This window comes from Halarchaeum sp. CBA1220 (genome assembly GCF_003721175.2).
GTDB lineage: Archaea > Halobacteriota > Halobacteria > Halobacteriales > Halobacteriaceae > Halarchaeum > Halarchaeum grantii.
Genome location: NZ_CP054707.1, coordinates 913,548 through 939,543, shown reverse-complemented (window position 1 = coordinate 939,543; position 25,996 = coordinate 913,548). Strand labels below are relative to the sequence as shown.

Here is a 25,996-nt window from a genome sequence, read left to right as displayed (position 1 = left end):
ACACATGAAGTGGACCGACGACCTTCCCGCAGACTGGGAGCAGGCACCCGAGAACCCCCCGGAAGACGACGCACCCGCCGTGAGCGAAACACTCACCGACGGCCTCCTCGTGCGCGACCGAGACGACGACGGGGTCTATCTCTACTGCTCCGAGGCGGCCGAGGTCGTCGTCTGAACGGCGCGGCGGCTTCCCCCGAACTGCTTCGCGAAAAGAGAGTCCGACGCCGAGCGAACGCGCTACTGGTGCGTGAACAACAGCACGTCGTCGTCGTGCGTCGTCACGCAGAGGTCGAGCACCTTCGAGAGCTCGAGGCTGTTGAACTCCTCACGACACACCACTAAGTCGTCGAACGGCTCCTCGCACGCCGGACACGCCAGACTGACCGTGTTCGTGTACGTCTTCACGCCGCCCGCCTCCTCGTACGGCGTCAGCGAAGAGACGAGTTCGTTGTACGCGTCGTCGTCCATATGTGGCACCTCGGACTACACCGTCAAAACGTTGTAGGGTAGACGGCGAGCACACCGGCGACAGATACCTAGACACGCCGCTCGGGATTCGGAATCGAGAGAAATTCGAGTGGACTCGCTGGGATTTGAACCCAGGGCCTCTTCCTTGCGAAGGAAGCGATCTACCACTGATCTACGAGCCCTCGGACGCATTCGTTCGTAGTCGACGGTCGTTATTTGTACCTTGTGTTTCGGTGGTGGTGTGCGACGGCGAGACGCGCGGCTCTACGGGTGAAAAACGGAGGGAAAGTCGAGGCGCGTTCGAGCGCGCCGGCGGCGTTAGTCTTCGAGGACGATCTCGATGCTGACGTCGTTCGGGACCTGGATGCGCATGAGCTGACGGAGCGCGCGTTCGTCGGCGTCGATGTCGATCAGACGCTTGTGGACGCGCATCTCCCAGTGCTCCCACGTCGCAGTCCCCTCGCCGTCGGGGGACTTGCGAGCGGGGACCTCGAGGGTCTTGGTGGGCAGCGGGACCGGCCCACTCAGACTGACACCCGTCTTGTCCGCGATCTCACGGACGTCGTCGCAGATGTCGTCGAGGTCAGAGGGGCTGACGCCCGCGAGCCGAACTCGTGCCTGCTGCATTCGTTAGGCCTCGTTGACGTCGAGGACCTTGCCGGCCGCGATGGTCTGACCCATGTCGCGGACTGCGAAGGAGCCGAGCTCCGGGATCTCGGAGGACGGCTCGATGCTGAGGGGCTTCTGCGGGCGGACGGTGACGACAGCAGCGTCGCCGGACTGGATGAAGTCCGGGTTCTCCTCGGCGACCTCGCCGGAGGACGGGTCCATCTTCTTGTCGATGGACTCGATCGTACACGCGACCTGCGCCGTGTGGGCGTGGAAGACCGGCGTGTACCCCGCCGTGATGACGGACGGGTGCTGCATCACGACGACCTGCGCCGTGAACGTCTCGGCGACGCTCGGCGGGTCGTCGGCGGGACCACAGACGTCACCGCGACGGATGTCGTCCTTGCCGATGCCGCGAACGTTGAACCCGACGTTGTCACCGGGCTCGGCGCTCGGGACTTCCTCGTGGTGCATCTCGATGGTCTTGACCTCGCCACCGACGTCAGAGGGCTGGAAGCTGACGTTGTCGCCCGTGTTCATCGTCCCGGTCTCGATACGTCCGACGGGGACGGTACCGATGCCGGAGATGGTGTAGACGTCCTGGATCGGGAGGCGCAGCGGCGCGTCCGTCGGCGGCTGCGGCTCCGGCAGGCTGTTGAGGGACTCGAGGAGCGTCTCGCCGTCGTACCACGGCGTGTTCTCCGAGTGCTCGGAGACGTTGTCGCCCTCGAAGGCCGAGGTCGGGATGAAGGAGGCGTCGTCCGTGTCGAACTGGACCTGCTTGAGGAGGTCCGTGACGTCGGAGACGACCTGCTTGTAGGTGTCCTCGGAGTAGTCGACGACGTCCATCTTGTTGACGGCGACGATGAGCTCGTCGATACCCAGCGTGCGGGCCAGGAAGACGTGCTCACGGGTCTGGGGCGCGACGCCGTCGTCGGCGGCGACGACGAGGACGGCGTTGTCGGCCTGGGACGCGCCCGTGATCATGTTCTTCACGAAGTCGCGGTGGCCCGGACAGTCGACGATAGTGAAGTAGTACTCGTCGGTGTCGAACTCCTGGTGGGCGATGTCGATGGTGACGCCGCGCTCGCGCTCCTCGGCGAGGTTGTCCATGACGTAGGCGAACTCGAAGCCGCCCTTGCCCTTCTCTTCGGCTTCCTCGCGGTGCTGCTCGATGACGTGCTCGGGCACACTCCCAGTCTCGAAGAGGAGCCGCCCGACCATCGTACTCTTTCCGTGGTCGACGTGGCCGATGACGGCCAGGTTCTGGTGCGGTTTGTCGCTCATAGTCAGGGGTCGCGCTGAACGCGCGCTCTGTGCAACGTATTCGCCAGTTACGTGTAAAACGGTTTCGAAAGGCGAGCGCCCCTGTCGCGCCGTGACGCGGCCGAATACTGGCACCTCGTACCGTGACAAGAAGTGGCTAGTCGGTCAGCGTTCGGGGAGACGTCCGACGTCCGCGAGCACTGCGGAGGCGGTCTCCGGGCCGCCGGCACCGCGACCGCTGATGTTCAGCCGGCCCGCGTTCGTCGTCTCCAACTGGACGATGTTCTGCGTCCCCGACACCGCGAGCGTGTCGTTCGCCGTCACGAGTCGCGGCCCGACTCGGACGTCGCCGTCCTCGGTGACCTCGCCGATGAGCCGGACCGTCCGGCCGTCCTCGGCGGCGAGGTCGAGCGCGCTCGTCGGGATGTCGGTGATGCCCTCCACGGCCACGTCCGCGAGGGAGTAGCCCCCGTCGTGGAGGACGTTCGCGAGGATCGCGCACTTGAGCGCCGCGTCCGTCCCCTCGACGTCGAAGGACGGGTCGGCTTCCGCGACGCCGAGGTCCTGGGCCTCCGCGAGCACGTGCTCGTAGCCGAGGCCCTCGGCGGCCATCCGCGAGAGCACGAAGTTCGCCGTCCCGTTCAGTACGCCGCGCGCGGCCGTGACGTGGGCGGCCCCCATCCCTTCGATGGTCGCGATGACGGGGATGGCGCCGCCGACCGTCGCCTCGAAGCGGACCTCGCCATCGCTCGCCGACGCGAGCGCCATCAGGTCGTCGTAGCGTTCGGCGACCGGGCCCTTGTTCGCGAGGACGACGTGTCGGTCGCGCTCGAGCGCGAGTTCGACGTGCTCGAAGCCGGGATGGGCGTCCCCGAGCGTCGTCGGCGTCGCCTCCACGAGACAGTCGTACGCCGCGCCGAGCGCCGCCGCGACGTCGTCCTCGCCGACCGACCCGACGCGCTCCTTGTGCTCGAGCGCCGCCGCGACGTCGATGCCGTCGGCGTCCACGACCGCCCCCGTCGAGTCCGCGAATGCGGTCACGTCGTGGCCGTACTCGCCGGCGAGTTCGACGACGCTCCGACCGACCGCGCCCGCGCCGACGACGGCGAGCCTCATGCCTCACCCCCCGCGAGCGGCTCGACGACCTGTAGCTGTTTGTCCGCCGCGACCTCCCGGACGCACGCGAGCGTGTCGTCGACCGAGCCCTCGCTGGTCGCGAGGCGCATCCGCGCGCTCGAGACGGTGTCGATCCCCTCCTCGTCGGTCAGCGAGAAGTCCACGACCGACGCAGACGCGCACGCCTCGATGCGCGAAAGGGTGTCCGAGAGGTCCGTCTCGACGAGGTGGCCGACGAGCAGCACCGACACCTCCTCGCCGTAGCGTTCGGTGCCGGCCTGCGTGATGTTCACGCCCGCGTCGCGGAGCGCATCGACGATGCCCTCGAACTGGCGTGGCGTCGACTCGAAATCGACCTCGACGGGGATGTGCCCGCGCGGCGTCAGCGACCCGCGCTCGTGGAAGACGCTCAGGAGGTTCCCCCCGTTGTCCGCGATGGGGCGCAGCGCGTTCAGCAGCTCACCGGGTTCGTCGACGAGTTCGAGGCGCACGGTGTGTGCCTGCCGGCGCTCCTCGCCGCCGTCGGCTGCGGCCGCCTCGGTCTCGCTCACCGACGACACCCCCGGACGCTCCCACCGACTGTCGTGGACGCGACACGGGTCGGTGGTTGCGCGTCGCTCCAGTTCGCAGCGGGCGTGTCCGCGTACATATCGCGTCAGAACGGCCTGACGGCGTTATAATCCTTCGGGATCCACCGACTCGATGACCGAACGCGGACGGCGAAGCTGGACGTCGGGGCCGACTGCCGCGTCGCTCGCGGCGCGGGAGAGCGGGAGAAGGGGGAGGGAGTTAGAAGTAGTCGATCGCTTCGGGCAGCTCGGCCTTCATGCCCTTGCGCTCGCGGATCTCGCCGATGATCTCGCGCTGCATGTTGTCGGAGAGGACGCGGAACCCGGCGTTCTCCGTGTTCCACGACGCACGACCCTCGGTCGCGGAGCGGATGTCGCTGGAGAAGCCGATCATCTCGTCGACGGGCGCGATGCCCTCGACGACCATGAGGTCACCCTCCTGGTACATGTCGTCGACGCGGCCACGGCGGCCCTGAATCTCGCCGCTCGCGGCACCCATGTGCTCGGTCGGGACGTCGATGCGGACGTCCTGAATCGGCTCGAGCAGCTTGATCTCGGCGTCGATGAGCGCGTTGTGAACGGCCTGCCGGACTGCGGGGATGACCTGCGCGGGACCGCGGTGGATGGCGTCCTCGTGGAGACGGGCGTCGTGCAGGCGGATGAGCGCGCCCTGCACGGGCTCGGCGGCGAGCGGACCGTCGTCGAGGGCCTCCTCGAGCCCCTCGATGACGAGTTCCATCGTCTCGTTGAGGTGCTGGATACCCTTCGTGTCGTCGATGAAGATGTTCGTGTTGTGGATCTCCTCGACTTCCTGGGAGGTGTCCTTGTCCATGCCGGCCTCCTGCAGGACCTCGCGGCGCTCCTGCTCGGGCATGTCCATGGAGACCTCGCCGAGCTTGATCTGCTCGACGATTTCGTCGTCGAGCGGCTCGACCGTGATGTAGAAGCGGTTGTGCCGGTTCGGCGAGCGACCCTCGACCTCGCGGGACTCCTGCGTCGGGGCCTCGCGGTAGACGACGATGGGCTCACCGGTGTTGACCGGGATCCCCTGGTTGCGCTCGATGCGCTGGGTGATGACTTCGAGGTGGAGTTCGCCCTGCCCGCTGATGAGGTGCTCGCCGGTGTCCTCGTTGATCTCGATGCGGATGGTGGGGTCCTCCTTCGCGACCTGCTGGAGCGTCTCGATGAGCTTCGGCAGGTCGTCCATGTTCTTCGCCTCGACGGACTTCGTGATGACCGGCTCGCTGATGTGCTCGATGGACTCGAACGGCGTCATCTCCGCCGAGGAGACGGTGGAGCCGGCGATGGCGTCCTTGAGGCCGGTGACGGCGGCGATGTTGCCGGCGGGGACGTGCTCGACCTCCTCGCGCTCGCCACCCATGTAGATGCCGACGGACTGGACGCGGTTCGTCCCGGCGGTGCCGGAGACGTGGAGGTCCTGGCCCTTCTCGATCGTGCCGGAGAAGACGCGGCCCGCAGCGATCTCGCCGGCGTGCGGGTCGACGCCGATGTCGGTCACCATCAGGACGACGTCGCCGTCCGGGTCGACCTCGCGCATCTGCGTGGCGATGTCGGACTCGTCGTCGCCGCGCCAGATGCGCGGGATACGGCGAGGCTGGGCCTCGATGGGGTCCGGGAAGTGCTCACACACCATGTCGAGCACGACGTCCGAGAGCGGCGTGCGCTCGTGGAGCTCTTGGCGGTCGTCGTTGCGCTCGAGCTCCATGATGTCGCCGAAGTCCATGCCGGTGCGCTGCATCGACGGCATGGAGACGCCCCACTTGTAGAGCGCGGACCCGAAGCCGACGGTCCCGTCCTCGACCGAGACGGTCCAGTCGTCGATGTCGTCCATCTCGTCGGTCATCCCGCGGATGAGCTCGTTGACCTCGTTGATGACGCCGAGGAGGCGCTTTTGCATCTCCTCGGGGCCCTCCTGAAGCTCGCTGATGAGGCGGTCGACCTTGTTGATGAACAGCGCCGGCTTGACGCCCTCGCGGAGCGCCTGCCGAACGACCGTCTCCGTCTGGGGCATCGCGCCCTCGACGGCGTCCACGACGACGAGCGCGCCGTCGACGGCGCGCATCGCGCGCGTCACGTCGCCACCGAAGTCGACGTGGCCCGGCGTGTCGATGAGGTTGACGAGGTGGTCCTGGTCCTCGTACTCGTGGGTCATGGAGACGTTCGCGGCGTCGATGGTGATGCCGCGTTCCTGCTCGTCTTCCTCGGTGTCCATCGCGAGCTGCTCGCCCGCCGTCTCGTCGGAGATCATGCCCGCACCGGCGAGGAGGTTGTCGGTGAGGGTCGTCTTCCCGTGGTCGACGTGGGCGGCGATGGCGATGTTACGGATGTGTTCCGGCTGGTCCATCAGCCGCTCACACTGTTGGACGATCTTCTTGCGTCGGCCCATTATGCACGTGTGTACCGCCAGCGGGTTGAAAAGGGTAGTGTTTCCGTCTGCACGCGAGACACGCCGTCACACGGCCCGTTCGTCACCACCGCCCGCCGGCGACGGCTCTCGCCGTGGGCGCAAGAGTCAACCCCCTCCGTCCCGTGACAAACACACACATGGACGTACAGGTCATGGGTGCCGTCCCCGCCGGGCCGTTCCTCGGCGCGCGGGACCTCTTCGAATACGAGTACGACCTCGAGAAACCGGTGGAAGTGCACGTCCGCGAGAACCCGGACGAGCGCACGTGGGCCGGCCACTACGACGACCACCACGTGCTCAACATCTCGCGGCGCGCCGCCACCTCCGTGATGGCGCGCGAGCTCGCGCTCCACGAGTACGCGCACATGCGCCGCTACGAGGACGCGCACGTCTCGCACACGATGGGGCTCTCCGAGGTGCTCTTCCTCGCGCTCCCCGGTCGCCGCGTCGAGCGCCGCGTCCTCCAGCAGTGCGAGCAGCTCGCGAACCACGCGAAGGACATCTACGCCGACGACATCACGCTCGACGTCGCGCCCGCCGACAAACTCCTCACCTTCCTCGAATCGCAACTCGCCGCCGCGCTCGCCGAGCGCTCCGCCGCCGACAGCGGCCCCAGGGGTGGCTCACGGCTGACCGCCGCGGCCGACCCGGAGATGACGGCGGTGAACGCCGCGTTCGCGCTCGCGCTCCTCGAGCGACACGACGCCGTCTCCGAGAGCCACCGCATCTACGAGTTCGCCGACCTCGCCGACGCCGACGCCCCCGGCGTCGACCTCCCGTGGTTCAAAGAGCAGTTCCGTACGCTCGCGCGCGACCCCGACGAGTCCGTCTACCGGCGCGCGCTCGTCGACCTCGTGCGCGCGTTCGTCGACGCCCACGAGACCACGACCGGCCCAGCCGCCGACTGACGCTTCGGGAGACGCGACGACGCCGGTCGCGCGACGGGCGGTGAAACGCGTCGCTACGCGGCGTGAAGAACGAAAGAGAGAGTAGAGCAGTTAGCGGGCGGCCGCCGCAACGCGCTCCTTCTCCTCCTTCTGGGAGATCGCGTAGACCTGCACGTCGTAGTCGGCGGCGCGGACGAGCTGGTTCGCGAGCGCTTCGGCGGCGGACGTCGACGTCTTGAACGAGTCGGAGTGCGCGCCGTCCGTAATGAACTTGAGCGCCTGGTCGACGCGGCGCTGGGGCGCGACGTCGACCGCCTTCGGGACGGAGATGCCGCCGTACTTCAGGCGAACCGTCTCCTCGCGGGGCGCGGCGTTCTCGACGGCCGTGACGAGCACCTGCACGGGGTTCTCCTCGGTGCGCTCGTGGACGAGCTCGAAGGCCTCGCGAACGATCTTGAGCGCCTGCTGCTTCTTGCCGGCGTTCCGGCCGGTCTTCATCAGGCGGTTGGTGAGCCGCTCGACGACGGAGATCTTGCTCTTCTGGAACTGCTTGGACGCGTGGCGACCCATCGTGTGCGCGATGGGCGTCACGGTGATGTAGCGCTTCGTGGACGGGTCAGCGTAGCTGATCTCGGAGACGTCCCAGACGCCGAAGAGGTCGGCGTCCGCGGACTCCTCGCCACCAGCGGGCTGCTCGGGCTCGGGGGCTTCTTCCGTGGACATGTTATCGGACAGGTTTCTCCGCGTTCCCGCGGACGAGTTCGATCATCGAGACGCCGTTGACCTTCTCGACCTTGTAGTTGACACCGGAGAGGTCACCCATGGCGCGACCCTTCGCGCCACCGATGCCGGCAATCGTGACCTCGTCGTGCTCGTCGATGAACGAGATGGCGCCGTCACCGGGGCAGAACGCGGTGACCTGCTTCCCGTTCTTGATGAGCTGAACGCGGACACATTTCCGGATGGCGGAGTTCGGCTGTTTGGCCTCGATGCCGACCTTCTCCAGAACGATACCTCGACCCTGCGGCGCGCCCTCGAGGGGGTCCGAGCGCTCCGAGAGACCCCGCTCACGGCGCGCGTAGTCAGAGTCGGACCACCGGTGTGTCTGGCGGTCCTTCTTGAGTTTACGCGCGGCGTACTTGCCGTTCGGCATACGCACGAATTCCCGGCGCAACTACTTAAGCCCGGTCTTTTGGCGGCGGGCGTGTCGCTACGGCGCACGCTCGCCGTCGCCGTCGCGTCCTTCCTCCACCGCGAGGCGTCCCGAGAGCGCCGTCTGACTCGGGGGGTTGATCGTCAGGTCGTGCTCGGCGAAGCGCTCGCTCGTCCGCCGGAGGTACGCCGACCGGACGTCCGGGATCGGCGTCTCCGCCGGCTCCGCGATCCAGTAGCGCGCGACGACGGTGAGCGCGGACGACCCGAACCCGTCGACGTGCACGCTCGGCGCGGGGTCGTCGCAGATGCGGTCGTCCTCGAGCGCGGCCTCGCGTGCGATCCGCAGCACCATCCCGACGTCCGCGTCGTACGGCACCCCGAAGGTCTCCGAGACGCGGTAGGTGTCGCCCGCGTACGGCGCCGTCAGTGCGTTCGTCGTCAGCTGGCTGTTCGGGACGGTGACCGTTTCGCCGGCGGCCGTCCGCACGCGCGTCACGCGGAAGTCGATCCGCTCCACCGTCCCCTCGTTGTCGGCCCACTGGATGTAGTCGCCGACGCTGAAGTCCGGGTCCGCGACGAGGAACACACCGCTGACGAGGTTCCCGATGACGTCCTGCCCGGCGACGCCGAGCGCGAGCGTCGCCGCCGCGACGACGAGCGCGGACCCCTGAAACGCCCGCCCGAACCCCGCGCCCGCGGTCGCGAGCACGAGCGCGACGGCCGCGAACGCGACGCGTGCGTAGAGCTCCACCGCGTCCACGAGCGTCGGGTTGTCCGAGTTGCGGGCGCGGACGACGCGGACGAGCGGCGGCACGACCACGAGTCGCCCCAGCACGTAGACGGCGCCGGCGAGCGCGAAGAAGAGCGCGAACTGGACGAGGAGGTCGTGGTAGGACGCGCCCGCCGCCAGCACGCGCTCGAGGACCGTCACGGCGACACCTCGTTCATGGACGGGTCTCGGACGTGAAGCGACAAGAGTCTGCGGGCTTCCGCGAAAAAACGGCGACGGCCCGGCCTACGTCAACTGGATGTCGTCGACGTCGAAGTGGCGCTTCGCGAGCTCCTTCGCCATCTCGATGTTCTTCCCCGACTCGCCGATGGCGACGCCGCGGTCCTCGTGTGCGACTTCGGCGTACGCGACCGTATCGTCGTTCTCGCTGATCGTGACGTTGTACACCGCCGCCGGGCTGAGCGCGTGCGCGACGAACCCCTCCGCGGAGGGCGCGTCCTCGACGAGTTCGACGTCGCGGCCCAGTCGCTCCTCGAGGCTCTGGACGCGTTCGCCGCCGCGCCCGATCGCTTGGGGCATCTCGCCGGCCTTCACGACGAAGACGACGCGCTCGCGCTCGTCGTCGACGACGCAGTCGACGGCAGTGGCGTCCGTCGCGTCCTCGAAGGCGGCGATGAGCCGGCGCGCCTCGTCGGAGAGCGTGACCGTCACGGGTCAGTCGCTCGTCGTGCCCATGCGGAGGTCGACGTCACCGGTTCCGAGGCGGACGGGCTTCCCGACGATGACGTTCTCGATGACGCCGTCGAGGTCGTCGGCCTCGCCGTAGATGGCGGCGTCGAGCAGGTGGTTGACGGTGACCTCGAAGGCCGCACGCGCGAGCACCGAGTCCTTGTTGCCGGAGATGCCGTGCCGGCCGATGGACTGGATGGTGCCGTCGTTCGTCATGATGTCCGCGACCAGCATCAGGTGGCGGATGTTCACGTCGTCGAGGCCCTGCTCCTCGAGCGTCGTCATCGTCTCGTCGATGATGGCCTCGCGGGCCGCCTCGATGCCGAGGGTCTTGTGGACCTCGTGGATGTTGTTACACGTCGTCCGGGAGGCGTCGACGCCCTCGATCTTCAGCGTCTTCTTGAACGCCGAGCCCTCCGTGTAGAGGACGAACTCCTCGCCGTTCTCCGTCTCCTCCTTGCGGATGACGACGCGGCTGATGTCCTCGATGCCCTTGAAGACGATCTCGCGGAGCTGCTCGACGAGCTGCAGGAGCTCGCGATAGCTGGGCTCCTCGGGACCGAACTCGAGGACGGTCCCCGACTGGGTGACCGCGACGCCGAGGTTGTCCTGAATGGTGTCCGCGATCTCGCCGGCGATCTCGGTCGTGCTCTCGACCGTCGGCCAGCGCTCCGCGAGCGTGTCCTCGTTCAGGTCGATGGAGACGATCATGTCCGCGACGTTCGTCGAGATGTCCCCGAGCGCGAGGATCTTCGTTGCCTCGATGTTCCAGACGACCTCGTGGGCGCGCTCGCGGTCCGTCGCGTACTCGTCCTCGAGGTGGACGGTCATCATCGGCGTGTCCGGGTTCTTCCGGGCGTCCACGAGCTCGATGAGTCGCGGGAGGCCCTGCGTGACGTCGATCTCCGCGACGCCCGCGTAGTGGAAGGTGTTCATCGTCATCTGCGTCCCGGGCTCACCGATGGACTGCGCGCTCACCGTCCCGACGGGGTCGAGCGGGTCGACGCGCGAGCTCTTGTACTGGGCCTCGACGGCCTTCGCGATGTAGTTGGCGTTCTCCGTGTCGACGCCCTCGCGGTCCTCGATGGTGTCGTACACGCGGTCCTTCAGCCGGCGCGGGAGTTCGGTGTCCTCCACGACGGCCTCGATGTCGTCTGTGATCTCGGTCATTTAGTCGTCACCCTCGGCGCTCCAGGTTTCGCCCTCCATCGTCCACGACTCGCCGTGCTCGGAGAGGTTGGTCGGCGGCTCGCGCTCGCCAATGAACTCCTCGAGCTCGGCCTCGCTCTCGAACTCGGATTCGAGGACGCGGTCGGCGATGCTGTCGACGTCGATATCGGCGTCCTCACCGGACGAGACGCGCACCGGACTGGTGCCGTCCTCACCGAACTCGAACTGAACGATTGTGTCGGAGGTGTCCCGAACGGTGCCGTCGTACTGCGTTTCGAGCTCGGAGAGTGCGTTGATGAGGCGACGCTGGAGATAGCCGGACTTGGAGGTCCGGACTGCCGTGTCGACGAGGCCCTCGCGGCCACCCATCGCGTGGAAGAAGAACTCCTTCGGGTCCAGACCGGACGTGTAGGAGCTCTCGACGAAGCCGTGTGCCTCGGCGGAGAGGTCGTTCGGCGCGTAGTGGCTGAGCGTGCGGTCCTCGTAACCGCGGTTGATGCGCTCGCCGCGCACCGCCTGCTGGCCGACACAGCCGGCCATCTGCGTGAGGTTCAGCATCGACCCACGCGCCCCGGACTCGGCCATGACGACCGCCGGGTTCGTGTCGTCGAAGTGGTCGCCCGCGATGTCGCCGGCGGAGTCGCGGGCCTTCCCGAGCGTCTGCATGATCTTCATCTCGAGCGTCTCGTCGACCGTCCGACCGGGCAGGCTCTCGAGGTCGCCCGCCTCGTAGGAGTCGATGAGTTCCTCGACGCGCTCGTAGGCGTTGTCGATGGCGTCGTCGATGCGTTCCTGGGCCTCGGCGGAAATCGACTCGTCGTCGATCCCGATGGAGAACCCGAAGTGCATGATCGCGCGCATCGCGAGCGCCGCGACCTCGTTGATGAAGATGCGTGCGCGCGTCGCGCCGTACACCTTCATGATGGTGTCGACGATGTCGCTCCCGAACTCGCCGACGCCGTCCTCGTCGATGGTCCCCTGCACGAGCTGGCCGTCCTCGATGACGACGTCCTCGCCGGCGCTCGACTTGAACTCGAGGTTGAGGTCGTCGGGGAGGAGCTCGCTGAAGAGCGTGTAGCCCGTCCAGTACTCGTTGCCGTCGGCGTCCGTGCCGTCGGCGGGCGGGAGTTCGTCGATGCGCGTCTGACGCAGCAGGTCGAGCGCCTGCGTCTCGTTGAACGACGGGTTGTCGTGCGTCAGGAGGTACATCCCGCTGATGTGGTCCTGAATCGCGCCGATGATGTTCTCACCGAAGCGCGGGCTGAGGATCTGCTCCTGCACGCGCATGAGGACGCGGGCTTCCGCGCGCGCCTCCTCGTTCTGGAGGGCGTGCATGTTCATCTCGTCGCCGTCGAAGTCGGCGTTGTACGGCGGACAGACGACGGTGTTCAGCCGGAACGTCTTGTACGGCATCACGACCACCTCGTGGGCCATGATGCTCATCCGGTGGAGCGACGGCTGGCGGTTGAAGATGACGATGTCGCCGTCGATGAGGTGGCGCTGGACCTCCCAGCCCGTCTCGATGCGCTCGGCGAGTTCCTCGCAGACCTTCTCGGTGACGCGCACGCGCCGGCCGTCCGGTCGCTTCACGTAGTTCGCACCGGGGTGGCCCTCGGGGCCGTTGCGGACGTACTGCTTCGCCCGCTCCATGTTCTGCTCGTTGACGACCATCGTCTGCGTCATCTCGCGCGCGACGCGCTCGGGGACGCCGACCTCGTTCAGACTCAGTGTCGGGTCCGGGCTGATGACGGTCCGGGCGGAGAAGTTCACGCGCTTCCCGGAGAGCGAGCCGCGGAAGCGGCCCTCCTTGCCCTTCAGGCGCTGGCTGAGCGTCTTCAGCGGGCGCCCGGAGCGGTGGCGCGCCGGCGGCGTCCCGCTGATCTCGTTGTCCATGAACGTCGTGACGTGGTACTGGAGCAGTTCCCAGAGGTCCTCGATGATGAGCTGGGGCGCACCCGCTTCGCGGTTCTCCATGAACCGCTGGTTGATGCGGATGATGTCCACGAGCTTGTGCGTGAGGTCGTCCTCGGAGCGCTGACCGTTGTCGAGCGTGATGGACGGCCGCGCCGTGACCGGCGGCACCGGGAGGACGGTGAGGATCATCCACTCGGGACGCGACCTCTCCGAGTCGACGCCGAGCACCTCGAGGTCCTCGCCCGGGATGTCCTCGAACCAGTCCCGGATGTCGCTCGGCATCAGCTTGTTCATGTCCTCCATCGTGAGGTCCGCGCCGATGGCCTTCTCGATGGCCTTGCGGCTCTCCTCGCGCGGGCGGAACTCGCCGCTGAGGATCTCGTTGATGCGCGAGATGTCGATGTCGGTCTCCTCGGCGAGCGCCTGCGGGCTGATGCCCGCGTCGTCCTCGTCGGGGTCCGGCTGCATCGCGGAGGCGATGCGCTCGGAGTAATCGCTGGCGAGGACCTGCTGGACCTCGTAGTAGGTGGTGGGCTTCTCGTGCTTGACGTCGTACTGGGACTCCCCGCAGTACGGGCAGTTGTTCTTCTTGCGGGCCTCCCGGATCGCGGACTTCGTGACGTCGGAGACGTCCTGTCGCAGCCCGCGCGTCCGTTCGAGGTTCCCGAGGTACTCCTCCTTCTCGTCCTCGGTGAGGAGGAGGCGACTGCAGCTCCGGCAGGTGCCGCGCAGGAGGCGGCGGATGAGCTTCGCGAACCCGACGTGGATGACGGGCGCCGCGAGCTCGATGTGGCCGAAGTGGCCGTTACAGGAACCAGAGCGGTTCCCGCAGGTCTTGCACTCGAGGCCGGGGTCGATGACGCCGAGACGCGGGTCCATCAGCCCCATGTCGATGGGGAAGCCGTCGTCGTCGTACGTGTCGGCGGTGATGACCTTCGTCGCGCTCATCTCGCGGTACTCCTCCGGGTCCATCAGCCCGAAGCTGATCTCCCCGATCTCCTTGGGTGACTGGCCTGTTGACATGGGTTAGACTGCGTCCTTCAGTTCGAGGCGCGGCGCGATGCCGAGCGCCTTCATCTCGTCGAGCAGGAGCTTGAACGCGTAGCTCATCTCGATGTTGTGCACGTCCGTCTCCTCCCCGCAGTTCGGGCAGTAGACGCGACGCTGCTCGCGGTTCTCCACGGCTGTCATGCCGCAGTTCCCACAGATATGGACGTACTCCTGGTCGGAGGACTCGAGGAGGCGCTCCTTGAGCACCATCGCGGCGCCGTGTCCGATGACGGTGTCGCGCTCCATCTCCCCGAGTCGGAGACCGCCCTCGCGGGCGCGCCCCTCGGTCGGCTGGCGCGTCAGCACCTGCACCGGCCCCTTCGAGCGGGCGTGGACCTTGTTCGAGACCATGTGGTAGAGCTTGTGGTAGAAGATGGTCCCGACGAAGATCTCCGCCTCGATCTTCTCGCCGGAGACGCCGGAGTAGACGACTTCCTTCCCGGAGGAGTCGAAGCCGTGCGACTCGAGGGTCTCGCGGATCTCCTCCTCGTCCTCACCGGTGAACGCGGTGCCGTCGACGCTGCGGCCGTCGAGCGCGCCCGCCTTCCCGCCGAGCATCTCCAGCACGTGACCGACCGTCATGCGCGACGGCAGCGCGTGCGGGTTCAGCACGAGGTCGGGGACGACGCCGTTCTCCGTGAACGGCATGTCCTCGTGGGGTGCGAGGTGGCCGATGACGCCCTTCTGGCCGTGGCGGCTCGCGAACTTGTCGCCGAGTTCGGGGACGCGCTCGTCGCGAACGCTCACCTTCGCGAGCTTCGAGCCGTCCTCGCCCTCCATGAGCGTCACCGTGTCGACGACGCCGTCCTCGCCCGAGCGCATCGTCACGGACGTCTCGCGGCGCTTCTGCGGGCTGAGGCCCGCCATGTCGTCCGGCTCCTCGAGGAACCTCGGGGGCGAAGTCTTCCCGAGCAGGACGGAGTTCTCGTCGACCTGCGTCTCGGGGTTGACCATCCCGTCGTCGTCGAGGTGCGTGTAGGCGTCCTCGCCGCGGCCGCCCCGGACGTCGTCGTCGGGGATCTCGAAGCGGTCCTCCTGACCGCCGGGGTAGCGGCGCTCCTCGCCCTCGTAGGTGCGGAAGAAGTGCGAGCGCCCGAGCGCGCGCTCGACGGAGCCCTTGTTCATGACGAGGGCGTCCTCGATGTTGAACCCCTCGTAGGACATGACGGCGACCGTGAAGTTCTGCCCGGCGGGCCGGTCGTCGTAGCCGATCTGCTCGGTCGTCTGGGTGTTCACCATCGCCGCCTGCGGGTAGTGCATGACGTGCTGACGGGTGTCCGGCCGGATGCGGTAGTTCGCCGCCGGCAGGCCCAGACTCTGCTTCATCATCCCCGCGCCCATCGTGATACGCGGCGAGGCGTTGTGCTCGGGATAGGGAACCATCCCGGCGCCGATGCCGAAGATGAGCTGCGGGTCGATCTCGAGGTGCGTGTGCTCCTCGGTGAGCTCGTCGTCCTCGACGGCGACGAGGATGTCTTCCTCCTCCTCGGCGTCGATGAACTCGACCTTCCCCTTCTCGACGAGGTCCTCGAACTCCATGTCGCCGTTCTGGACGGCTTCGACCTCGTCCTCGGTGACGAGCGTCTCGCCGTCCTCGACGACGAGGAGGGGACGCCGGGCGCGGCCGGCGTCCGCGTTCACGATGACCTCGCGGGTGCGGTCCTTGACCGAGACGTTCACCATCTCGGAGACGTCGCCACGGCGGCGCGCTTCACGGATCTGCTCGGCGAGCTCGTAGGGATCCGGGTGGGTCCCGACGAGGCTGCCGTTGACGTAGACTTTCGCCTCTCGTGCCTGACTCATGTGTGGTTAGTCGTCCGCGGGCGCGTCGTTTCGCAGACCGGGCACTCCCTCCACGCCCATAGAGGAGAGTTCGGCTTTCAGTTCCTGTTCGTCGTCCACGTTCTGTGAGAGCTCCATCGCCTGTGCGAAGTTCTTCACGAGCCCACAGTTCGGCCCCTCCGGCGTCTCGGAGGGACAGATGCGACCCCACTGGGTCGCGTGCAGGTCACGCGCCTCGAAGTGGGGCTGCGACCGCGAGAGCGGACTGCGCAGCCGGCGGAGGTGCGAGAGAACGCCCATGTGGTCGGTTCGGTCGACGAGCTGGGAGACCCCAGACCGCCCGCCGACCCAGTTGCCCGTCGCAATCGGGTGCTCGAGGCGCTCCGTGAGCACGTCGGAACGAACGACCGTGTTCACGGTGAGCTGGCGGTTGCGCATGTTCGCGCGTTCGAGCTGGTACTTCACGTCGCGCGCGAGCTTGTTCAGCGCCGTCCGGAAGAGGTCCTTCATGAGGTCGCCGCTGACCTTCAGGCGCTTGTTGGCGTAGTGGTCCTTGTCGTCGGATTCGCGCCGGTCGAGCGCGAGCTCGAAGCAGGCTTCTGCCATCCGACAGAGGTAGTACGCCTTGTTGATGCGCGTCTCCTCGTCCTCGACGCCCTCCTCGTGGAGGTGCGGGAGGAGGTAGCGGTCGATGACGTAGTTCGCGCGCTTGAGCTGGTAGTCCTTGCCCTGGCCGGAGGCGACGCGCTTACCGAGCGTCTCGATGGCCTCCTCCTCGGTCTGGACGTCGGCCTCCTCCAGGTTCTCGAGCATGAACTTCACGATCTCCGGGTCGTCGGAGACGCGGTGAACGATCTCCTCGTCGGATTCGAGGCCGAGCGCGCGCACGAGCGTCACGAAGTCGATGGACCCCGAGACGGAGGGGAACGAGACTTCGAGGATGCCCGAGCGGTTGCGCTCGCAGAGCACGAGCGCGCGGTAGCCGCGACGCTGGCTGAAGGTCTTCGCGACCTGGATCTCGTCGCCGTACTTCGTGTCGTACTCGGCGAGGATCTTGTTCGGCGCGAGGTCCTCCGAGGTCATCAGCACGCGCTCGGAGCCGTTGACGATGAAGTAGCCGCCGGGGTCGGCGGGGTCCTCGCCGATGTCGACGAGCTCCTCCTCGCTGAAGTCCGCGATGTTGCACTTCGAGGAGCCGACCATGATCGGCATCCGGCCGACCTTCGTCTCGGTGGTGTCGAGGACCGTCTCCTCTTCCTCCTCGCCGCCGCGCACGATGCTCATCTCCATGAACACGGGCGCGGAGTACGTGATGTTGCGCAGGCGGGCCTCCTGCGGATAGAGGAGTTCCTCGGAACCGTCGGCCTCGCGAACGCGCGGCGTCGTGACGCGCACGTCGCCGAGTTCGACGAAGACGGGTTCCTGGTCCTCCTTGTCACCGATGTCCGTCTCGATGCGGCCCTTCTCGGTGACGACGTCCTGCATTCCCCGTTCGAGGAACGCGTTGAACGAGCGGTAGTGGTGTTCTGCGAGCCGTTCCTTCGAGAAATACGCTCTCGACAGTTGGCGTCGGTCTTCCTGTTGCATTATTCGATGACGAGTCGGTACACAATGGCTTCGTCCGTGGTTCGGGAGTCGCGGACAACCTTCACGACGTCGCCCGGCTCAGCGTCGTCCGGCAGAGCGGGGTCGCGACGCTTGAGCTTCGGGAGCGACGTACGCTCGATGCCGTACTCTTCTAGGACGTCCTCTACCTCGTCCTCAGGGAGGACGGTGTGCTCGGGAACGAGTTCGTGTTGGCTTACATCTACCATGGGTGCACCTGGGTGGGGGCAGAAGCGGCTCTCACGAGATACTACAGGCTCTTTCACATGCCGGAGGGTTAAGTCTTGTTAAGCGGGTATGCGCGTGCGAGAGCGTACCGGCCGCGTCAACGCATGACTAAGAGGGGGTCGGAAAGAAAGTCTTAATTACTTCACCCGGTTACGAAGAGATGCGTCCGATGCCCGGATGGTGTAGTGGCCCATCATACGACCCTGTCACGGTCGTGACGCGGGTTCAAATCCCGCTCCGGGCGTTCCTCTGATACTCTGACTTCGTAGCGGACCGCTTCCGTTGTTCGGACTCGTTTTCAGTTACGACTCTCCCGATCGTGGCGACGACTCGACTGTGGCGTGTGAGGACACGCCGCGACGACACTAACACAGCCGCAGCGACGCCGAGGTCGAAAAAGAGCACGACTCACCGAGAGCCGCCCGTCACTCCCGCGAGAGGTCGTACTCGTTCCCGGTCGCGACGTAGAGGAGGTCGCTGACGACGGTCTCCAGCTCCGGCAGGAGCCGGAGGAGTGCGACCGTGATGAGGACGAGCGCGACGACGGAGAGCGACTGGGCGATGACGCGGTCGGCCATGTAGTACGACGCCGCGTTCGTCTGCGTCGGGCTGAAGACGAGCGCGACGACCTGGCGCGAGAGAGGCCCGTCGAACCACTGGTTGCCGTGCGCGATAGCGATGAAGGAGACGCGCACGACGTTCAGCGCGTAGATGACAGGAACGACGACGCCCAGGCCGAGCAATCGGCGGCGAATGGGGGCGTTCAGCGCGACGATGACGCCCGCGACGAGCGAGATGCTACCGATGCCGGTGCACGCGAGGAGCACCTCCAGCAGGTAGCGGTGACCGTCCATCACGTAGAGGAACGCGTGCGGGAAGCCGGTGTGTGAGGACTCGACCGTCGGGCCGGTGAGTACCTCGGGCTGGTAGCCGAGGAGGCGCTGGAGCCACGCGCTCTGCATCGTCGTCGCGGTGATGAGTCGTCGCGCCACCCAGTCGACCGTGAGGACCGGGAGGTAGATGACGCCCATCACCGCGACGGCGCGCGAGAGCACCATCAGCGACGGCCGCGACGCGTAAACGAGGTAGCCGACGTACGCACAGCCCGGCACCGCAGCGGCGACGAGCACCGTCTCGATGACGCTCTTCTGGACGAACCAGAAATGGGGGACCAGGAGCGCCCAGAACACCGCGAACGCGAGCCACGTCGCTCCCGCGAGCGTACGCGCGTATCGGTCGCGCCCGAAGTAGCTGAGGAGGGCGCTCACCGCGAACGACGCGACGACGATCCACGCGAGCGTGTTCGTGGTTTCGAGCGCCATAGTGACGCCCGCAGATTGGGCGTTCAAGAGTATATATTTGTTCGTTACCGCGACTCACTAAACGAGAGCGACGCGGGCCAGTCTCGAGCAGGAACTGAGCCACGTCACGGAATCGTTCGCGAGTATCGTTTCACGTCGGCCCGGGCGTCCCGAGCGGAGCGTGCGACACCGCGAAACGGCTGTACCGCTGTCCGAGCAACGTCGAAAGAAAGGAAACGTCGAGTGACCGGTAACGCCGGTCAGTCGTGATTGGCGTTAGTTGTCGCGGCGGAGCGCGAGGAGCGCAGCGCCAGCGAGCGCGACGAGGGCGACGCCGGCACCGAAGCCGGGCGTACCGCCGCTCGTCGTGGACGTCGTGGACGTCGTCGTGGACGTCGTGGACGTCGTCGTGGACGTCGTGGACGTCGTCGTGGACGTCGTGGACGTCGTGGACGTCGTCGTGGACGTCATCTGCGCCTCAACGACGGAACCGTCGACTTCGTCGGTGGTCGAGAGCGGGCCACGGGCGTTCGCCGTGAACTCGGTGTCGACCGAGATGCCGCTGAAGTCGAAGGTGCCGCTGAACGTGCCGTTAGAGGTCACAGTGGTGTCGACCGTCTTGATGAACGGGTTCTCGCTGGAGTCGGAGCGGACGCGGATCGTGACGTCCGAACCGGGCGCAGCAGTGGACGTACCCGAGATCATCGCGTTTTCGGTCGCGGTGACCTCGATCGGGTCAGCGTCGAAGGTGGTCTCCGCCTCGTCGATGGAGAACTCGGCGCTGACGTTCTGCGGGTCGTCCTCGTCACTGTTCAGCCACGAGTCCTCGTGGACGGAGAACGTCGCGTTGTAGGCGTCGTCGACTTCGAGGGAGCCGCTCTCGACGTCGAAGTTGTCGGAGTCGAACGCGACGTAGAGCGTGTCGTTGTCAGCGTCAGCGATGACCTTCGCGTTGCTGTTGCTGATGTTGATGGTCTTCGGGTCCGCGTTCGGACCGGTGCTCTCGTCCGTCTGCTCGAGCGTGATCGTGACGTTGTTCATGTCGGCGATGGAGCCGGCAGCCTCGTAGGAGCCGAAGATGCCGGTCACGCCGATCTGGTGAACGACGACGTCACCGTTGCTGGTGTCGTCGTCGTACGCAATCGTGCTATCCTGCGTGAGGTTCAGGTCGTCGAGCGAGTCGAGGTCGTCAGAGGAGATGTCACTCCACTGGTCGGACGGGACCGTCCAGACCGCGTGGGAGTTCGTGGAACGCTCCGTCAGGAAGAGCGTACCGACACCGTCCGGCTCGTCAAGCACGGTGCTGGGGTCCTCGTGACCGGCGCTGGCGGCGATGTCGTAGTCACCGGTGTCGAGGATGTTGTCGAGCGTCTTGGACTCGTTGTAGTTGTTGAGCTCGTCGTCGCTGTCACTGTCAACCCAGGCGATGTCCGACTGGTTGAACTCCGCACTGGAGAGGTGACCAGCGGCGTACGTGTTGTAGTAGACCGTGACCGTACCGTCGTCGTCATCGTCCGTGACGGTGATGTTGGACTGGAAGTTGGCCTCGTCGCCACCGATGACGAGCGTGGCCTTGTCCGAAGCGGTCAGGTCGAGGGTGATCTCTGCGACGTCACCCTGGTTCTGGGAGATGGTCTGCGGGGAAACGGAGACAGACGTCTCGCCAGCGTCCGTGACGGAGATCGAGGCCTCGTCGTAGGCCGCCGTGTCGATCACGTCAACGGAGAAGTTGTATTCGTCGGCGTCGATGTCGCTGAAGTCAGCGTCGATGCTCTCGCCGTCGTTCGTTTCGAGCGTGATGTTGTCGTCGTCTTCGGAGACGGTGACAACGTCAGCGTCGGAAGACGTACCGAAGATGTCCGTGAGCTCGTCGGAGTCGAGGCCGCTCGCGGAGACGTTCACGTGGAACGTGCCACCGCGGTTGGACTCGATGTCGAGCGTCGTTTCCGACTGCTTCACGGAGTCGTCATCGAAGGACGCGTCGAGAGACTGGACGGCAACCTCGAAGTCCCAGCGCTGGCTACCGTCTTCGCTAACCATGTAGTAGTCGTCCGCAGAGAGGCCTTCCGTGTCGAAGGTGACTTGGCCATCACCGTCGGCCGTGTTCTGGCGGACAAACTGGCTACCATCGTCGAGAACCCGGCGGAGCGTAACCGGTTCGTTAGCGCCCATGTCGTCTCCGAGGACCGTCTGGCCCTGGAAGACGAGGGTGCCGTTGTTGCTGTTGGTGCTGTTGATCACGACGTCAGCGTCGCCGTAGTTAGACGACGTGTCCGAGGTCCCGATAGACAGCGAGACGGAGGACGTGTCGTCAGAGCCACTCTCATTGTGGAGAGTGAGAGTCGCACTGTAGGGCGACCCAGCGGTCGTGGGGTTCTGAGCATCGGCGAACTCAATCACGAGCTGGTCGCCGCTGCTGAGCGTGCGGTCAGACGAGCTCGTGCTGTCGTCGATGGAGACGTCCATCACGTTAGCGTTAGCCTGAGAGACCGAGTCCACGGAAAGGTTGGTCTCCAGAGTGCTGGTATCGCCGTCAGAGTCGATACCGATACGCTGGATGTCTCCCTGTCCAACATTGCTCAGGGAACCACTGTTGTCCCCGTAAGCAGTGTTGAAGTCAAGTTCGAACGTCGTCGAGACGGAGAGGTTACTCACGTCACTTGCGTTGATCGTTGCTGTATAGGTCGTGGTTTCGCCCGCTGTATCGCTGGCGGACGAAAGGGAGCCGGAAGTGCTCGCTGCAGCAGCCCCTCCCGAGAACGCGATGGCGCCGCCGAAGACGGAAAGCACCATCAGCGCAGAGAGGAAGACTGCGCGGAGCTTGGAATTGGATCCTGTCATAGTTTGTTGTGGATTGGTTCGGCGCTCACGCCGTCTCCGTCGACGGGTGCCGACGGTACTGAGCGTGGTTGCCGGTCGGTAGGGGTACATCGGTTACAACTGTCGTCGCGGGTAAATACTTTGTGTTGTATTCGGTGCTCGACGGCGTGAAATTGTGTGTCTTGTTCTCATGATTTGGGCGTGAGACGCCCCTGTGCGGCCGTCTGAGACGCGGCAGAAATGCGTCCGTTCTCAGAGGTCGGGACCGAGACGGTACATAAACCCGTCAGCGGAGGACGGCGAGGTTGGTGAGTGTGAGGATGGCGGGGCGACGCCGACGACGGCGAGGGCGGAGACGGTCACGTTCCGAGGAGGGGCACACCGTAGCCGACCGTGACGGCGGCGAGCAGGGCGGCGAGTGGGTAGACGACGCGCGGATCGCCATCGACCAGAGTCACGGATGGCCGTCGGCCGGTATCGGTCACCCCGAACGAAGCTTCAAATACGGGGAGGGAACCAGGGCGGGCCGTGCAACTCCCACAGTTTCGCCCGTCGGGCGAGGACCGCGGTATCGCTGGACTGCCGATTCGTCTCGTCGTCTCGTTCGTCGTGGGGACGGCGGTCCTCGGCGTGATGTTGAGCATGGTGTCGGGCGTCGGCGCGTTGACGACGGCGGAGCTCGACGCGCGGCCGACGCCGGACGTGATCGAGGCGGGCGCGCAGACGGTCACGGTCGAGGTCGTGGACCCGAACGGCCAGTCGGTGTCTGACGTCGCGGTCGTGCTGTCGCCGGAGACGGCCGGCTTGGAGCGCGGCGGGCCGGTCGTCGCGCGCACGGACGCGAGCGGCGTCGCGACGTTCGAGGTGACGGCGACGCTGACGGCGACGTCGGGGCAGGGGACGCTCGGAATCGCCATCAAGGCGCCGAACGGGGACTACGCGGACCGGCGCGCGAACACGAATATCCTGGTCGTGCGCTAGTCCCAGTCGATCCAGTCGAGCTCCCAGCCGCGACGGCGCTGGTGGTGCTTCTGCGCGTGCTCGCGGTCCTCGCGTTCGGTCCTGTTTCTGACGGGGACGCCGTGCTGTTCGCCCTCGACGAGGAGCGGGGCGAACGCGACGGCGTCGCCCTCGGTCGTTCCGCGTTCGTCGACGGTGGCGAGTCGCTGGTCGCCGGTGCCGAGCGGCATGACGAGTCGCCCGCCCTCGGCGAGTTGGTCGCGGAGCGCGCGCGGGACGTCGACGGCGGCGGCCTCGACGAGGATGCGGTCGAAGGGCGCGTACTCGGGGAACCCCCGGCTACCGTCGCGGCAGTCGACGAGCGCGCCCGCGTAGCCGGCGCGCCGGAGGTTGTCGCGGGCGACCCAGACGACGCGGCGTGTGATGTCGACGGCGTGGACGTGCTCGGCGCCGACGATTTCGGCGAGGACGGCGCTCGTGTAGCCGACGCCGGCGCCGACGACGAGGACGTCGTCGCCGGGTTCGGGAGCGAGCGTGTCGAGGAGGTGTCCGACGGTGCTGGGGGCGAGGACGCGCGTGCCGTACGCTTCGAAGTCGCGGTCGTTGTAGGCGCGGTGGTCGGCGTCGTCGACGAACTCGTGGCGGGGGACGGCGCGCATCGCTTCGCCGACGGGTTCGGGGTCGACGACGCCTCGGAGTTCGTGTTCGAGGCTGTCGACCATCCCGTCGCGTGCGGCGGCGTACTCCATACCTCCGGGTTGGCGCGGAGGCTCTTGAACTGCCCGGCGACCTACTCGCCCTGCATGGGGACGAAGCGGACGCCGCCGAGGCGTTCGCGTTTGATACCATCTTCGCGGACGCGCGCGAGCACGAGTTCCTGTGCGAGGTCGCCGACGGGTGCGAGGACGCGCCCGCCGGTGCGGGTCTGCTCGAGGACGGCGTCGGGGAGTTGGCCGGTGGCGCAGGTGAGGTAGGCGGCGTCGTAGGGGGCGTGCTCGGGCCAGCCGTCGTGGCCGTCACCGTGGCGGACGGAGACGTCGCCGTAGCCGGCGTCGGAGAGGGTCGTGCGGGCGTCCTCGGCGAGGTCACGGACGTATTCGACGCTGTAGACGTGCTCGGCGCCGACGAGTTCGGCGGTGACGGCGGCGTGATACCCACACCCCGTCCCGATTTCGAGGACGGCCTCGCCGGCGGTCAGGTCGAGGTGGTCGGCCATGACGGCGACCATGTGCGGCGCGCTGACGGTCTGGTCGTGGCCGATGGGGAGCGGGCGGTCGGCGTAGGCCCGCTCGCGGTGTTCCTCGGGGACGAACAGGTGGCGGGGGACGGTGCGTATCGCCTCGGCGACGCGCGCCTCGAGGTCGTAGCGGCGCTCGAGTCGGTCGGCGAGTCGGTCGCGTGCCTTCTCGTACTCCATGATCGAGTGCGCGCGTGGGACGCGTGAAAAGGTGGGGGCCGCGTCGGTGTCCTACCAGGCCGACCAGGCTTTCGAGGACTTGTCGATGCCGTAGACGCGTTTGACGTCCTTGGCGAGGACGGTGTCGCCCTCGTGGCCGAGCTTCTGGAAGTCGTAGTTGGCGACGGCGCTGTCGCGGACGTGGATGGCTTCGACTTCGAACTCCTCCTCGCCGAACTCGTAGGTCTCGCCGATGGTGAACTCCTCGTCGCCGGGGAGTTGGAGGTCGAGGCTGCGGGTGCCGTCGCCCTCGCCGTCGCGCGGGTGGACGGTGATCGGGACCGAGACGTTGTCGACGGCGCGCGACCAGACGGTGTCGATGTCGCCGGCGTCGGCGCGTCCGACGCGCTCCTCGGGGCCGACTTCGATGGCGGTGACCCGGACCTGCATGATGACGTCGTCGGTTTCGAGGATGAACTCGTCGCCCTTCTCGACGCGCTCGTCGCCGGGCATCTCGACGGTGGCGGTGAAGGAGTCGCCGTCCTGGGAGACGACGACGGTGGGTTCGACTGTGTTCTCGTCTTCGAGGGGGGCTTTGTGGGTGTGGCCGCACTCGGTGCAGCGGACGGTGGCGGTGCCGCCCCCGGTGGTGAGGACCTCGTGGACCGTCTCGCGGTCCGGAGAACAGGACGGGCACGCGACGGGCGCCCGCTCGACGTGTTCGCTCATACGTGGTGTAAGCGACCGGAGCCGTAAAAACCCGAGGAGTGGCCTGAGCGTTCGCGTGCGGGTGTCTCTCTAGGGTTCGGGGAGGTGCACTTCCTCCCCGTCGGCGTAGACCGTGGGGTCGCGGATGATGCCGTCGAGGTGGATGGGGGCATCGACGTCGCCGCCGATGCCCGCGTCGTCGCCGATGGCGATGTGGACGGTGCCGGCGGCCTTCTCGTCGAGGAGGACGCTCCCGACGAGGTCGGTGACGGCGACGTTGGTGCCGATGCCGAGTTCGGCGAGGTTGTACGCGGCGTCGCCCACCTCGTCGGCGGCGGCCTCGACCTGTTCGCGGACGTCGTCGTCGGAGATGCCGGTGACCGTGCCGTCCTCGACCTCGAAGCGGAGTTCGGTGTCGAGGCGGCCGTGGGGCATCATGGTGCCGTCGACGACGTACGTGCCGTCGGCGGTTTCGGGGGAGACGAACACCTCGCCGGCGGGGAGGTTGGAGAAGTCCCCCGCCTCGTGGACCATGCCGGTGTCCTGGCGCCACTCGCGCGCGCCGGGCGCGACGGTGATGTCGGTGCCGGCGTCCGTGGTCACTCTGATTTCCTCGGCGTCCCGGACCTGCGCGAGGACGTCGGCGCAGTGGCGACGGATGGTGGCGTAGTCGGCGTCGAGGCCGGTAGTGAAGACGTCCTCGGTGATGCCGGGGAGGGTGGCGCCCCGGACGCCGGCGTCGCTCGCGCGGGAGCGCGCGCGGGTGTGCGAGAGACTCTTCGTGGTCGGTGCGAGGAAGGCGTCGGCCTCGCGCATGGCGGCGGCGACGGGGGCGGGCGGTTCGGCGCCGTGTTGCTCGCCGGGCGGATACTGGAGGACGGTGACGTCGTCGGTGACGTCGCGGGCGGCCTCGTAGAGGGCCTGACCGATTGGGCGGCGCTCGTCGTCGGTGACGACGACGACGGTGTCGTCTGCGGTGATACCGAGACACTGGACGACGGCGGTGTCGGCGGCCTCGCGAAGGGTGGGCATACGTGTGGCCTCTCCCGCCGCGCCGTTAGCCCTTGCGGGTCGGTCGGACTTACTCACCGCGTAGTTAATTTCT

Annotated in this window: 24 protein-coding genes and 2 tRNA genes; 4 read left to right on the top strand and 22 right to left on the bottom strand. The window is 66.9% G+C overall.

What is annotated here, in order from left to right; genetic code table 11:
* Positions 1-4 precede the first annotated feature (4 nt).
* Positions 5-175, top strand: coding sequence for a hypothetical protein (locus tag EFA46_RS05065; protein ID WP_158604240.1), 171 nt, complete (start codon positions 5-7; stop codon positions 173-175).
* 62 nt (positions 176-237) lie between these two features.
* Here the strand turns inward: EFA46_RS05065 and EFA46_RS05060 are convergent, their stop codons facing one another.
* The 7 genes from EFA46_RS05060 to EFA46_RS05030 form a co-directional block, all read right to left on the bottom strand.
* The gene (locus EFA46_RS05060) at positions 238-468 is read right to left on the bottom strand and encodes a hypothetical protein (protein ID WP_123074338.1); all 231 of its coding nucleotides are present in this window, start codon (positions 466-468) and stop codon (positions 238-240) included.
* A 110-nt stretch (positions 469-578) separates the two neighbouring features.
* Positions 579-650 (bottom strand) — tRNA-Ala (locus tag EFA46_RS05055).
* Between the two features lie 136 nt (positions 651-786).
* Positions 787-1,095, bottom strand: coding sequence for a 30S ribosomal protein S10 (rpsJ, locus tag EFA46_RS05050; protein ID WP_123074339.1), 309 nt, complete (start codon positions 1,093-1,095; stop codon positions 787-789).
* A 3-nt stretch (positions 1,096-1,098) separates the two neighbouring features.
* The gene (tuf, locus tag EFA46_RS05045) at positions 1,099-2,364 is read right to left on the bottom strand and encodes a translation elongation factor EF-1 subunit alpha (protein ID WP_123074340.1); all 1,266 of its coding nucleotides are present in this window, start codon (positions 2,362-2,364) and stop codon (positions 1,099-1,101) included.
* Between the two features lie 144 nt (positions 2,365-2,508).
* Positions 2,509-3,459, bottom strand: coding sequence for a homoserine dehydrogenase (locus EFA46_RS05040; RefSeq protein ID WP_123074341.1), 951 nt, complete (start codon positions 3,457-3,459; stop codon positions 2,509-2,511).
* Complete coding sequence (locus EFA46_RS05035) at positions 3,456-4,019, bottom strand: amino acid-binding protein (protein WP_370529264.1); 564 nt, start codon at positions 4,017-4,019, stop codon at positions 3,456-3,458. Before EFA46_RS05035 ends, EFA46_RS05040 begins: the two co-directional genes overlap by 4 nt.
* Before the next feature lie 229 nt (positions 4,020-4,248).
* A complete protein-coding gene (locus EFA46_RS05030) occupies positions 4,249-6,435 on the bottom strand; it encodes an elongation factor EF-2 (RefSeq protein ID WP_123074343.1) in 2,187 nt (728 codons plus the stop codon).
* Positions 6,436-6,593: 158 nt separating this feature from the next.
* Here EFA46_RS05030 and EFA46_RS05025 point away from each other — a divergent pair, with 158 nt between their 5' ends.
* Complete coding sequence (locus tag EFA46_RS05025; protein WP_123074344.1) at positions 6,594-7,364, top strand: DUF5781 family protein; 771 nt, start codon at positions 6,594-6,596, stop codon at positions 7,362-7,364.
* A gap of 90 nt (positions 7,365-7,454) precedes the next feature.
* Here EFA46_RS05025 and EFA46_RS05020 read toward each other — a convergent pair whose 3' ends face one another.
* From EFA46_RS05020 to EFA46_RS04980, 9 genes are all read right to left on the bottom strand, one after another.
* On the bottom strand, positions 7,455-8,066 hold the full coding sequence (locus EFA46_RS05020; RefSeq protein WP_123074345.1) for a 30S ribosomal protein S7: 612 nt from the start codon (positions 8,064-8,066) through the stop codon (positions 7,455-7,457).
* A 1-nt stretch (position 8,067) separates the two neighbouring features.
* On the bottom strand, positions 8,068-8,496 hold the full coding sequence (locus tag EFA46_RS05015) for a 30S ribosomal protein S12 (RefSeq protein WP_123074346.1): 429 nt from the start codon (positions 8,494-8,496) through the stop codon (positions 8,068-8,070).
* 57 nt (positions 8,497-8,553) lie between these two features.
* Positions 8,554-9,429 (bottom strand): mechanosensitive ion channel family protein, encoded by an 876-nt coding sequence (locus EFA46_RS05010; RefSeq protein ID WP_123074347.1) that lies wholly within the window; start codon positions 9,427-9,429, stop codon positions 8,554-8,556.
* An 84-nt stretch (positions 9,430-9,513) separates the two neighbouring features.
* Complete coding sequence (locus tag EFA46_RS05005) at positions 9,514-9,939, bottom strand: NusA-like transcription termination signal-binding factor (protein WP_123074348.1); 426 nt, start codon at positions 9,937-9,939, stop codon at positions 9,514-9,516.
* Between the two features lie 3 nt (positions 9,940-9,942).
* Positions 9,943-11,127: a DNA-directed RNA polymerase subunit A'' gene (gene rpoA2 / locus EFA46_RS05000; protein ID WP_123074349.1), complete on the bottom strand. Its 1,185-nt coding sequence runs from the start codon at positions 11,125-11,127 to the stop codon at positions 9,943-9,945.
* The gene (locus tag EFA46_RS04995) at positions 11,128-14,064 is read right to left on the bottom strand and encodes a DNA-directed RNA polymerase subunit A' (RefSeq protein ID WP_123074350.1); all 2,937 of its coding nucleotides are present in this window, start codon (positions 14,062-14,064) and stop codon (positions 11,128-11,130) included.
* Positions 14,065-14,067: 3 nt separating this feature from the next.
* On the bottom strand, positions 14,068-15,894 hold the full coding sequence (gene rpoB / locus EFA46_RS04990; RefSeq protein ID WP_123074351.1) for a DNA-directed RNA polymerase subunit B: 1,827 nt from the start codon (positions 15,892-15,894) through the stop codon (positions 14,068-14,070).
* Between the two features lie 6 nt (positions 15,895-15,900).
* Positions 15,901-17,460, bottom strand: a complete 1,560-nt coding sequence (locus EFA46_RS04985) for a DNA-directed RNA polymerase subunit B'' (RefSeq protein ID WP_123074352.1) — start codon at positions 17,458-17,460, stop codon at positions 15,901-15,903.
* Positions 17,460-17,687: a DNA-directed RNA polymerase subunit H gene (locus EFA46_RS04980; RefSeq protein WP_123074353.1), complete on the bottom strand. Its 228-nt coding sequence runs from the start codon at positions 17,685-17,687 to the stop codon at positions 17,460-17,462. Before EFA46_RS04980 ends, EFA46_RS04985 begins: the two co-directional genes overlap by 1 nt.
* 190 nt (positions 17,688-17,877) lie before the next feature.
* On the opposite strand from EFA46_RS04980, the gene EFA46_RS04975 reads away from it, so the two are divergent.
* Positions 17,878-17,950 (top strand) — tRNA-Asp (locus EFA46_RS04975).
* 181 nt (positions 17,951-18,131) lie between these two features.
* Here EFA46_RS04975 and artA read toward each other — a convergent pair.
* Positions 18,132-19,028: an archaeosortase A gene (gene artA / locus EFA46_RS04970; RefSeq protein WP_123074354.1), complete on the bottom strand. Its 897-nt coding sequence runs from the start codon at positions 19,026-19,028 to the stop codon at positions 18,132-18,134.
* A gap of 255 nt (positions 19,029-19,283) precedes the next feature.
* Positions 19,284-21,248 (bottom strand): BGTF surface domain-containing protein, encoded by a 1,965-nt coding sequence (locus EFA46_RS04965; protein WP_255494093.1) that lies wholly within the window; start codon positions 21,246-21,248, stop codon positions 19,284-19,286.
* A gap of 1,107 nt (positions 21,249-22,355) precedes the next feature.
* Between EFA46_RS04965 and EFA46_RS04960 the strand changes: the two genes are divergently transcribed.
* Complete coding sequence (locus EFA46_RS04960; RefSeq protein ID WP_123074356.1) at positions 22,356-22,808, top strand: carboxypeptidase regulatory-like domain-containing protein; 453 nt, start codon at positions 22,356-22,358, stop codon at positions 22,806-22,808.
* Here the strand turns inward: EFA46_RS04960 and EFA46_RS04955 are convergent.
* The 4 genes from EFA46_RS04955 to EFA46_RS04940 form a co-directional block, all read right to left on the bottom strand.
* Positions 22,805-23,536 carry a protein-L-isoaspartate O-methyltransferase gene (locus tag EFA46_RS04955; RefSeq protein WP_123074357.1) on the bottom strand — a complete coding sequence of 244 codons (732 nt, stop codon included), beginning with the start codon at positions 23,534-23,536 and terminating at the stop codon, positions 22,805-22,807. The genes EFA46_RS04960 and EFA46_RS04955 overlap by 4 nt on opposite strands.
* A 41-nt stretch (positions 23,537-23,577) precedes the next feature.
* Positions 23,578-24,204 (bottom strand): protein-L-isoaspartate(D-aspartate) O-methyltransferase, encoded by a 627-nt coding sequence (locus EFA46_RS04950; RefSeq protein ID WP_123074358.1) that lies wholly within the window; start codon positions 24,202-24,204, stop codon positions 23,578-23,580.
* A gap of 51 nt (positions 24,205-24,255) precedes the next feature.
* Positions 24,256-24,912 (bottom strand): HVO_0476 family zinc finger protein, encoded by a 657-nt coding sequence (locus EFA46_RS04945; protein WP_123074359.1) that lies wholly within the window; start codon positions 24,910-24,912, stop codon positions 24,256-24,258.
* A 69-nt stretch (positions 24,913-24,981) separates the two neighbouring features.
* Positions 24,982-25,923 carry an aminopeptidase gene (locus EFA46_RS04940; protein WP_123074360.1) on the bottom strand — a complete coding sequence of 314 codons (942 nt, stop codon included), beginning with the start codon at positions 25,921-25,923 and terminating at the stop codon, positions 24,982-24,984.
* Between the last annotated feature and the right edge of the window lie 73 nt (positions 25,924-25,996).

Excerpts from the sequence above, each read along its gene's own strand:
- EFA46_RS04940 (WP_123074360.1), bottom strand. The coding sequence starts at position 25,923 with ATGCCCACCCTTCGCGAGGCCGCCGACACCGCCGTCGTCCAGTGTCTC.
- EFA46_RS05040 (WP_123074341.1), bottom strand. The coding sequence starts at position 3,459 with ATGAGGCTCGCCGTCGTCGGCGCGGGCGCGGTCGGTCGGAGCGTCGTC.
- EFA46_RS04950 (WP_123074358.1), bottom strand. The coding sequence starts at position 24,204 with ATGGAGTACGAGAAGGCACGCGACCGACTCGCCGACCGACTCGAGCGC.
- EFA46_RS05060 (WP_123074338.1), bottom strand. The coding sequence starts at position 468 with ATGGACGACGACGCGTACAACGAACTCGTCTCTTCGCTGACGCCGTAC.
- EFA46_RS05015 (WP_123074346.1), bottom strand. The coding sequence starts at position 8,496 with ATGCCGAACGGCAAGTACGCCGCGCGTAAACTCAAGAAGGACCGCCAG.
- rpoB (WP_123074351.1), bottom strand. The coding sequence starts at position 15,894 with ATGAGTCAGGCACGAGAGGCGAAAGTCTACGTCAACGGCAGCCTCGTC.
- EFA46_RS05025 (WP_123074344.1), top strand. The coding sequence starts at position 6,594 with ATGGACGTACAGGTCATGGGTGCCGTCCCCGCCGGGCCGTTCCTCGGC.
- EFA46_RS04955 (WP_123074357.1), bottom strand. The coding sequence starts at position 23,536 with ATGGAGTACGCCGCCGCACGCGACGGGATGGTCGACAGCCTCGAACAC.
- EFA46_RS04985 (WP_123074352.1), bottom strand. The coding sequence starts at position 17,460 with ATGCAACAGGAAGACCGACGCCAACTGTCGAGAGCGTATTTCTCGAAG.
- artA (WP_123074354.1), bottom strand. The coding sequence starts at position 19,028 with ATGGCGCTCGAAACCACGAACACGCTCGCGTGGATCGTCGTCGCGTCG.
- EFA46_RS04980 (WP_123074353.1), bottom strand. The coding sequence starts at position 17,687 with ATGGTAGATGTAAGCCAACACGAACTCGTTCCCGAGCACACCGTCCTC.
- EFA46_RS04945 (WP_123074359.1), bottom strand. The coding sequence starts at position 24,912 with ATGAGCGAACACGTCGAGCGGGCGCCCGTCGCGTGCCCGTCCTGTTCT.
- EFA46_RS05020 (WP_123074345.1), bottom strand. The coding sequence starts at position 8,066 with ATGTCCACGGAAGAAGCCCCCGAGCCCGAGCAGCCCGCTGGTGGCGAG.
- EFA46_RS05030 (WP_123074343.1), bottom strand. The coding sequence starts at position 6,435 with ATGGGCCGACGCAAGAAGATCGTCCAACAGTGTGAGCGGCTGATGGAC.
- EFA46_RS04995 (WP_123074350.1), bottom strand. The coding sequence starts at position 14,064 with ATGTCAACAGGCCAGTCACCCAAGGAGATCGGGGAGATCAGCTTCGGG.
- tuf (WP_123074340.1), bottom strand. The coding sequence starts at position 2,364 with ATGAGCGACAAACCGCACCAGAACCTGGCCGTCATCGGCCACGTCGAC.
- EFA46_RS05065 (WP_158604240.1), top strand. The coding sequence starts at position 5 with ATGAAGTGGACCGACGACCTTCCCGCAGACTGGGAGCAGGCACCCGAG.
- rpsJ (WP_123074339.1), bottom strand. The coding sequence starts at position 1,095 with ATGCAGCAGGCACGAGTTCGGCTCGCGGGCGTCAGCCCCTCTGACCTC.
- rpoA2 (WP_123074349.1), bottom strand. The coding sequence starts at position 11,127 with ATGACCGAGATCACAGACGACATCGAGGCCGTCGTGGAGGACACCGAA.